The following is a 5,529-nucleotide window of genomic DNA, read 5'->3' on the forward strand; positions in this document are numbered from 1 at the left end:
ATTTTTGTACATATTTTCAACTAAATGGATATTATGTTTAAATTTATGGGGGATATTGTGAATAAATAAACTATATGTCAGGATAGTTGATAAAGGATTCTTTTAATAGTTTGGAGAAATGTTTTGGGTAATTTATTTTGAAAGGATATATTGTTGGTTAAATTATAAGTGCAGAAGTGAACAAAGAAAAAGGAGATTACATAATGACGAACCTGAAGGAAGTATCAGTTGCAAAAGTAGAAATGCTTATTAGAAAACCTGTTGAAGAGGTATTTGAGGCTTTTATCGACCCTTCCATTACTACAAAATTCTGGTTTACTAAAAGCAGCGGAAGATTAGAAGCGGGAAAACGTATTCGTTGGGATTGGGAGATGTACGGAGTTTCTGCTGAACTTGATGTAAAACAGTTGGAACAAAATAATAGAATTCTCATCAAATTTGACGATGACACGACCGTGGAGTGGATTTTTACACCTCGGTCAGAAGGAACCTTTGTAACAATTATTAACGAAGGATTCAAAGGTAGTCCAAATGAAATAGTTCATCAAGTGATAGATTCAACTGGAGGTTTTACAATTGTTCTATGTGGTTTAAAGGCACTTCTTGAACATAACATCATCATGAATCTTGTTTCGGATAGGTTTCCTGACGCTCACGTATAAAAATGTACTTAAACAAAATCAAAACGAAATGTTGATCAACAATCGGCTCGATTTTTAAACAACATAGGCAGAAATGATTCATCTTTTTTATAAAACACAATCTTAAATTCTGCCGGATAAAAATCCATTTTAATCAAACTTTATTTACTGAAATAGTTAATTCTTACTTTTTTTACTTCACGTTCATTTAAGGATTGAACAGGTCGATGGTTATCAGGGAAAATGTTGCGGAATTTATCGATTTGTTCTTTAGACATTTCAATCGGCTCCTCCAATACAGCCCATATTACAGCTTCTGAGCATGGAGGAGTTGTTAAAGAACCATTATATCGAAACGAATCTTTATTTTTCGGTAATAAGCTCATTAAGTCGATGGGCTTTGTCAATTTAACATCTTTTGTTGTTTCTTCTGTGGGAATGACGTTCCAGGCCTTTTCTAGATAAATATTTGACGCTCCCTCTTTAATCATTAAGCCAAGAACGGCTAATTGGTTATTAGCATCCTTATGTACAAAATGTAATTCCATATCAAAATTCTGCCCATTAAATTGATGTTCACTTGGTGTATGGAAATGGAATTGTGCTAACTTATATTCCTTATTGTCAACGACAAAAGAGTTATCCAGGGTGGAAGGGTTGCCCTGAATCGTATATCCGTTGTTACTTAAGGAGAATCTAGTAGGCTTATAGTTAATATCAAGATTTGCTATTTTATCATCTTCTATAACTTGTGATGTTTGGATGTTGATAGGGGACTGCTCTTTCCCGTTTGTACATACTGCGTAATCGGGATTTATGTCACCCCAATGTTCTGGTCCTGTTTCCCCTTCGTAAGACCAATGGGCTGTATGTACATCAATTGACTTTTTCTTTTTATTTACAACATCATATTTAGCCGCATCGGGTGAAATAGAAGAATACGCTACTAAGGACAAAACTAGAAAAGACATTAACAATGAATAAAATATTTTTTTTGCTGGCATAATTTTAACCTCGTTTATATTGATTCATGTAATAAATGTATTTTTACCTCGATTATTGGATTTTAGTCGTTGTTTATATAAAATTCAGCGGACATACGTTCCGTTATTTTGCGGAAATGTTTCATTTTTACGTGATTAATATTAAATAAGTACCCAGTGTCCGATAATTCCTCCAAATCCTGTTATCTATGAAAATAGCGTACTCTATGTCCCTAAAAATATTGATACAATGAAATCCGAGAAAAGAATGCCTTTTTTCGAACAGGGCTTGAACTGAATAAGATAAGTAATAAAAAGCAGGGATTACCTTTACTTTACATATTAATATGGAGCTGATTTTGAATGACCCATTTATATTTTGTCCGACATGCTCATTCGACATATACACCTGACGAGTTAAGAAGACCTTTATCAAAAAAAGGAGTAGTTGACTCACATGAGATTACTGAATTATTAAAAGAAGAGCAAATTGATATTGTTATTTCAAGCCCATATAAGCGTGCAATTCAAACTGTTGAAGGGATTGCTCATTATTTTAATAAAGAGATAGAAGTGATAGAAGATTTTAAAGAACGAAGGTTAACCGCAGAACCTGTAGAAGATTTTACTTTTGCGATAACAAAGGTTTGGGAAGATGACCATTTCTCATGGGAAGGCGGAGAATCCAATGCAGTCGCTCAAAAAAGGGGCGTGGATGCCACTATTCAGATATTAGATAAGTATGAAGGTAAAAATATCGTTATAGGTACACACGGTAACATTATGGTTCTAATTATGAATTACTTTGATAATCAATATGATTTTGCATTCTGGAAAAATCTCGATATGCCCGATATCTATAAATTAACTTTTGATGGGAGAGAATTAAGAGATGTAAAAAGGTTATGGGAGTGTGTTTAATTTCTTTTTGAAAAATAGTTAATTTGAACGCACATCTTATTATTTTTAAAATGTGCGTCCGATATAATAATTAGCACGATCAGAGGCATTAATGTTACAAATTCTAAATCTATTAAACTATACTGTAATGACAACTTTTCCTTGTGCATGACCTTCTTCAAAGTATCTGAATGCTTCACGTACTTCACTTAACTTATACTGTCTATCAATTACTGGTTTTACTTTACCAGCCTCAAGCAGTTCTTTCATATATTTTAGATCCTTTTGGTTTGCTCTTTGTAATAGACTGCTCATTTTCTTACTTCCTGTCATTGAATGAAAAGGTCCAAATATTAAGGTCTGGTATAATTGAGATTCGGAGCCCCCAACGTGAATGAAATTTCCATTTGGTTTAAGTGCGCGTTTATAAGCGGAAAGGGGGTAAGAGCCATTAACCCCAAGAATTAAATCATAAAGCTCCTCGCGTTGGGTGAAATCATCTTTTGTATAGTCGATAACATGGTCTGCACCAATGGATTGCAATGTTTCTAAATTCCTCGTACTACATATACCAGTAACTTCAGCTCCGAATGATTTGGCAATTTGTACCGCGAAAGTACCGACACCACCCGATGCCCCATTAATTAATACTTTGTGTCCCGACTTAATTTTTCCCTTATCCCGTAATCCCTGTAAGGCTGTAACTCCTGCCATTGGTGCGGCAGCAGCCTCCTCGAAAGAGATATTGGCTGGTTTTAAGGCTAAGGCCTCTTCAGGGACAGCTACATATTCAGCAAAAGCACCCCAGCCATACTTAGAGAGGTCACCGAACACTTCATCACCTGGTTGAAACTGCTTAACATCTTTGCCAACTGCTTCAACTTGACCAGAAATATCACCCCCTGGTATAGGGTGTTTTGGTTTTTGTAGGCCGAAAGCTAAACGAGCTAGGAACGGTTTTCCTTTCAAAAGAACTAAGTTACCAAAGTTCAAGGATGCAGCATGAATCTTTACCAAGACTTCATTTTCTAAAGGTCTCGGTTTCTCAACTTCCTGCAGTTCAAGTACATCAGGTGAACCATATTTGTTGCTAACGATAGCTCTCAAAAATACCCCTCCAATTATAAATAAGAATAACAACCAATTAAAGTTGATTATGAATCCTACTGTAATACGTATTAGGGAAGGGATAGATTCGAAATTATTTGAATTTTAAAAAATATATTTTGAATGTGAAGCAAACTCAATCCTTTTTAGAAGGTAATTAAAAAATTAGTTTAAAATGGAAATTTATTCTNNTCATTTAAAATAAAATGACACACAGTTCATTTTATTAAAGAAAAGAAAGGAGGCGGAAGCGTTTATGAAAGCATCAACTATTAAAAAATTTGGCAGTGGCATAGTTATCATGTTCGCAATTGTATTGACCATTTCTGCAATCGTAAGATATTTTGTAATGGATCCTGCCACGTCTAATACAACTTTGGTTGAGCAGGGAATGAATATGTATGACTTTCATTATCAACCATGGAACATCGTTTTATTTGCTCATATTATGACTGCTTCACTTGCCATTTTGATCGGCCCATTTCAATTTTTCAAAAAGCTTAGGAACAAACGAAAGTCGCTGCATCGAAACATGGGGAAAATTTATGTAGTTTCAATTTTAATCAGTGGGATTACGGGGATTTATTTGTCGTATTTTGCGTTCGGGGGAGTTATCTCTAAACTAGGATTTTTCTCTTTATCGACCGCTTGGCTTATAACCGCTTATTTGGCATATAAAAACATTCGAATGAAGAGAATTCAAGAACATGAACGATGGATGTATAGAAGTTATGCAGTGACCTTTGTTGCGGTCACCTTTCGAATCTGGTCAGCTGTCATTGGTTATTCCTTAGATAATTTTGAACTTGGCTATACAGCAGCGATTTGGGTCAGCTTGGTTGGGAATTTGGTTATAATGGAATACTGGCTGAGAAGAAAGTTATATCAGAATAGAAAGTTAGAAACCATTAAAACGAATCATACTTTGTTAGACTAATGGAAGCTATTGAAAAATAGGATGGAATCATAAAATTTTTGCCATCTTCTTTATATTATTAGTTTTATATATTTATCCATCCAGGGGAAAATTTAACACTTTGGAAATTAGACATAGTGAAAAATTCTTATAAGTGCTTATCATATGAATGCTTTAAAAAATATAAGGTGAGGTTGCTGATGCAGCCTTTTTTTATTTGCCACCTTAAGCCCTAATAGAAAATGCGGTAAAATGAATCTAAAAAACATGGTAGTCAAAGAAGTAAAGATTGAAGGATTTCATAGGTTTGAAGTGAATAAGAATATTAGACAAAAGGTTAAAGGAAGGTAAATTTGGGGGATGTAAAAAGAGTCATAGAATCAGACCTAACATCCCATGATAAACGGTGAGGAAGAGGTATAGATTTATTTACCAATCCGAAATTAAAAACCATTGATATTCAAAGGTTATATTTTATGAAATGAGTAAGCAGAAGGAAGGTATGGAGAGATGAATCGAAAAGCTGTTGTTGCTGGGGCTACTGGTTTGGTTGGGAAGGAGCTCGTACGGCTATTGCTGAATGACCCGGATTACACCGATATAACACTCATAGTGAGAAGGTCAACGGGGATCGTGCATGGAAAGCTTCATGAGAAGGTTATTGATTTCGAACAATTGGAGAATACCAATGTGAATCTGAAAGGGACGGATGTTTTTTGCACCCTAGGAACGACCATTAAAAAGGCTGGCACGAAAGAGGCTTTCCGCCTAGTTGACTACCACTATCCTTTGACAATAGGCAAAATGGCTAAAGCACAGGGAGCGAAACAGTTTTTAATAGTAACCTCAATGGGAGCGAATCCTTTATCACGTACTTTTTACATACGAGTGAAAGGGGAACTCGAGGAGTCGCTCCGCGAGCTTTGCCTTCCAGCCCTACACATCTTCCGACCTTCACTTTTGCTTGGTAACCGGGAGGAGT

6 protein-coding genes are annotated in these 5,529 nt (G+C 35.4%); 4 read left to right on the forward strand and 2 right to left on the reverse strand.

What is annotated here, in order from left to right; genetic code table 11:
* Nucleotides 1–203: 203 nt before the first annotated feature.
* Complete coding sequence (locus V7149_RS15125) at nucleotides 204–662, forward strand: SRPBCC family protein (RefSeq protein ID WP_335346442.1); 459 nt, start codon at nucleotides 204–206, stop codon at nucleotides 660–662.
* Nucleotides 663–802: 140 nt separating this feature from the next.
* Here the strand turns inward: V7149_RS15125 and V7149_RS15130 are convergent, their stop codons facing one another.
* The gene (locus V7149_RS15130; protein ID WP_335346443.1) at nucleotides 803–1,645 is read right to left on the reverse strand and encodes a carbonic anhydrase; all 843 of its coding nucleotides are present in this window, start codon (nucleotides 1,643–1,645) and stop codon (nucleotides 803–805) included.
* Nucleotides 1,646–1,987: 342 nt separating this feature from the next.
* Here V7149_RS15130 and V7149_RS15135 point away from each other — a divergent pair, with 342 nt between their 5' ends.
* Nucleotides 1,988–2,545 carry a histidine phosphatase family protein gene (locus V7149_RS15135; RefSeq protein ID WP_335346444.1) on the forward strand — a complete coding sequence of 186 codons (558 nt, stop codon included), beginning with the start codon at nucleotides 1,988–1,990 and terminating at the stop codon, nucleotides 2,543–2,545.
* Nucleotides 2,546–2,662: 117 nt separating this feature from the next.
* Here the strand turns inward: V7149_RS15135 and V7149_RS15140 are convergent, their stop codons facing one another.
* Nucleotides 2,663–3,631: an NAD(P)-dependent alcohol dehydrogenase gene (locus V7149_RS15140; RefSeq protein ID WP_335346445.1), complete on the reverse strand. Its 969-nt coding sequence runs from the start codon at nucleotides 3,629–3,631 to the stop codon at nucleotides 2,663–2,665.
* Nucleotides 3,632–3,887: 256 nt separating this feature from the next.
* On the opposite strand from V7149_RS15140, the gene V7149_RS15145 reads away from it, so the two are divergent.
* Together V7149_RS15145 and V7149_RS15150 are read left to right on the forward strand one after the other, a co-directional pair.
* Nucleotides 3,888–4,568 carry a DUF2306 domain-containing protein gene (locus V7149_RS15145; protein WP_335346446.1) on the forward strand — a complete coding sequence of 227 codons (681 nt, stop codon included), beginning with the start codon at nucleotides 3,888–3,890 and terminating at the stop codon, nucleotides 4,566–4,568.
* Between the two features lie 489 nt (nucleotides 4,569–5,057).
* Nucleotides 5,058–5,529: NAD(P)H-binding protein (locus V7149_RS15150; protein ID WP_335346447.1), on the forward strand; the 472-nt coding region annotated here is incomplete at its 3' end.

Source organism: Bacillus sp. JJ1503, assembly GCF_036965125.1.
GTDB lineage: Bacteria > Bacillota > Bacilli > Bacillales > Cytobacillaceae > Cytobacillus.

Coding starts and splice junctions, on each gene's coding strand:
- V7149_RS15135 (WP_335346444.1), top strand. CDS start 1,988: ATGACCCATTTATATTTTGTCCGACATGCTCATTCGACATATACACCT.
- V7149_RS15145 (WP_335346446.1), top strand. CDS start 3,888: ATGAAAGCATCAACTATTAAAAAATTTGGCAGTGGCATAGTTATCATG.
- V7149_RS15130 (WP_335346443.1), bottom strand. CDS start 1,645: ATGCCAGCAAAAAAAATATTTTATTCATTGTTAATGTCTTTTCTAGTT.
- V7149_RS15125 (WP_335346442.1), top strand. CDS start 204: ATGACGAACCTGAAGGAAGTATCAGTTGCAAAAGTAGAAATGCTTATT.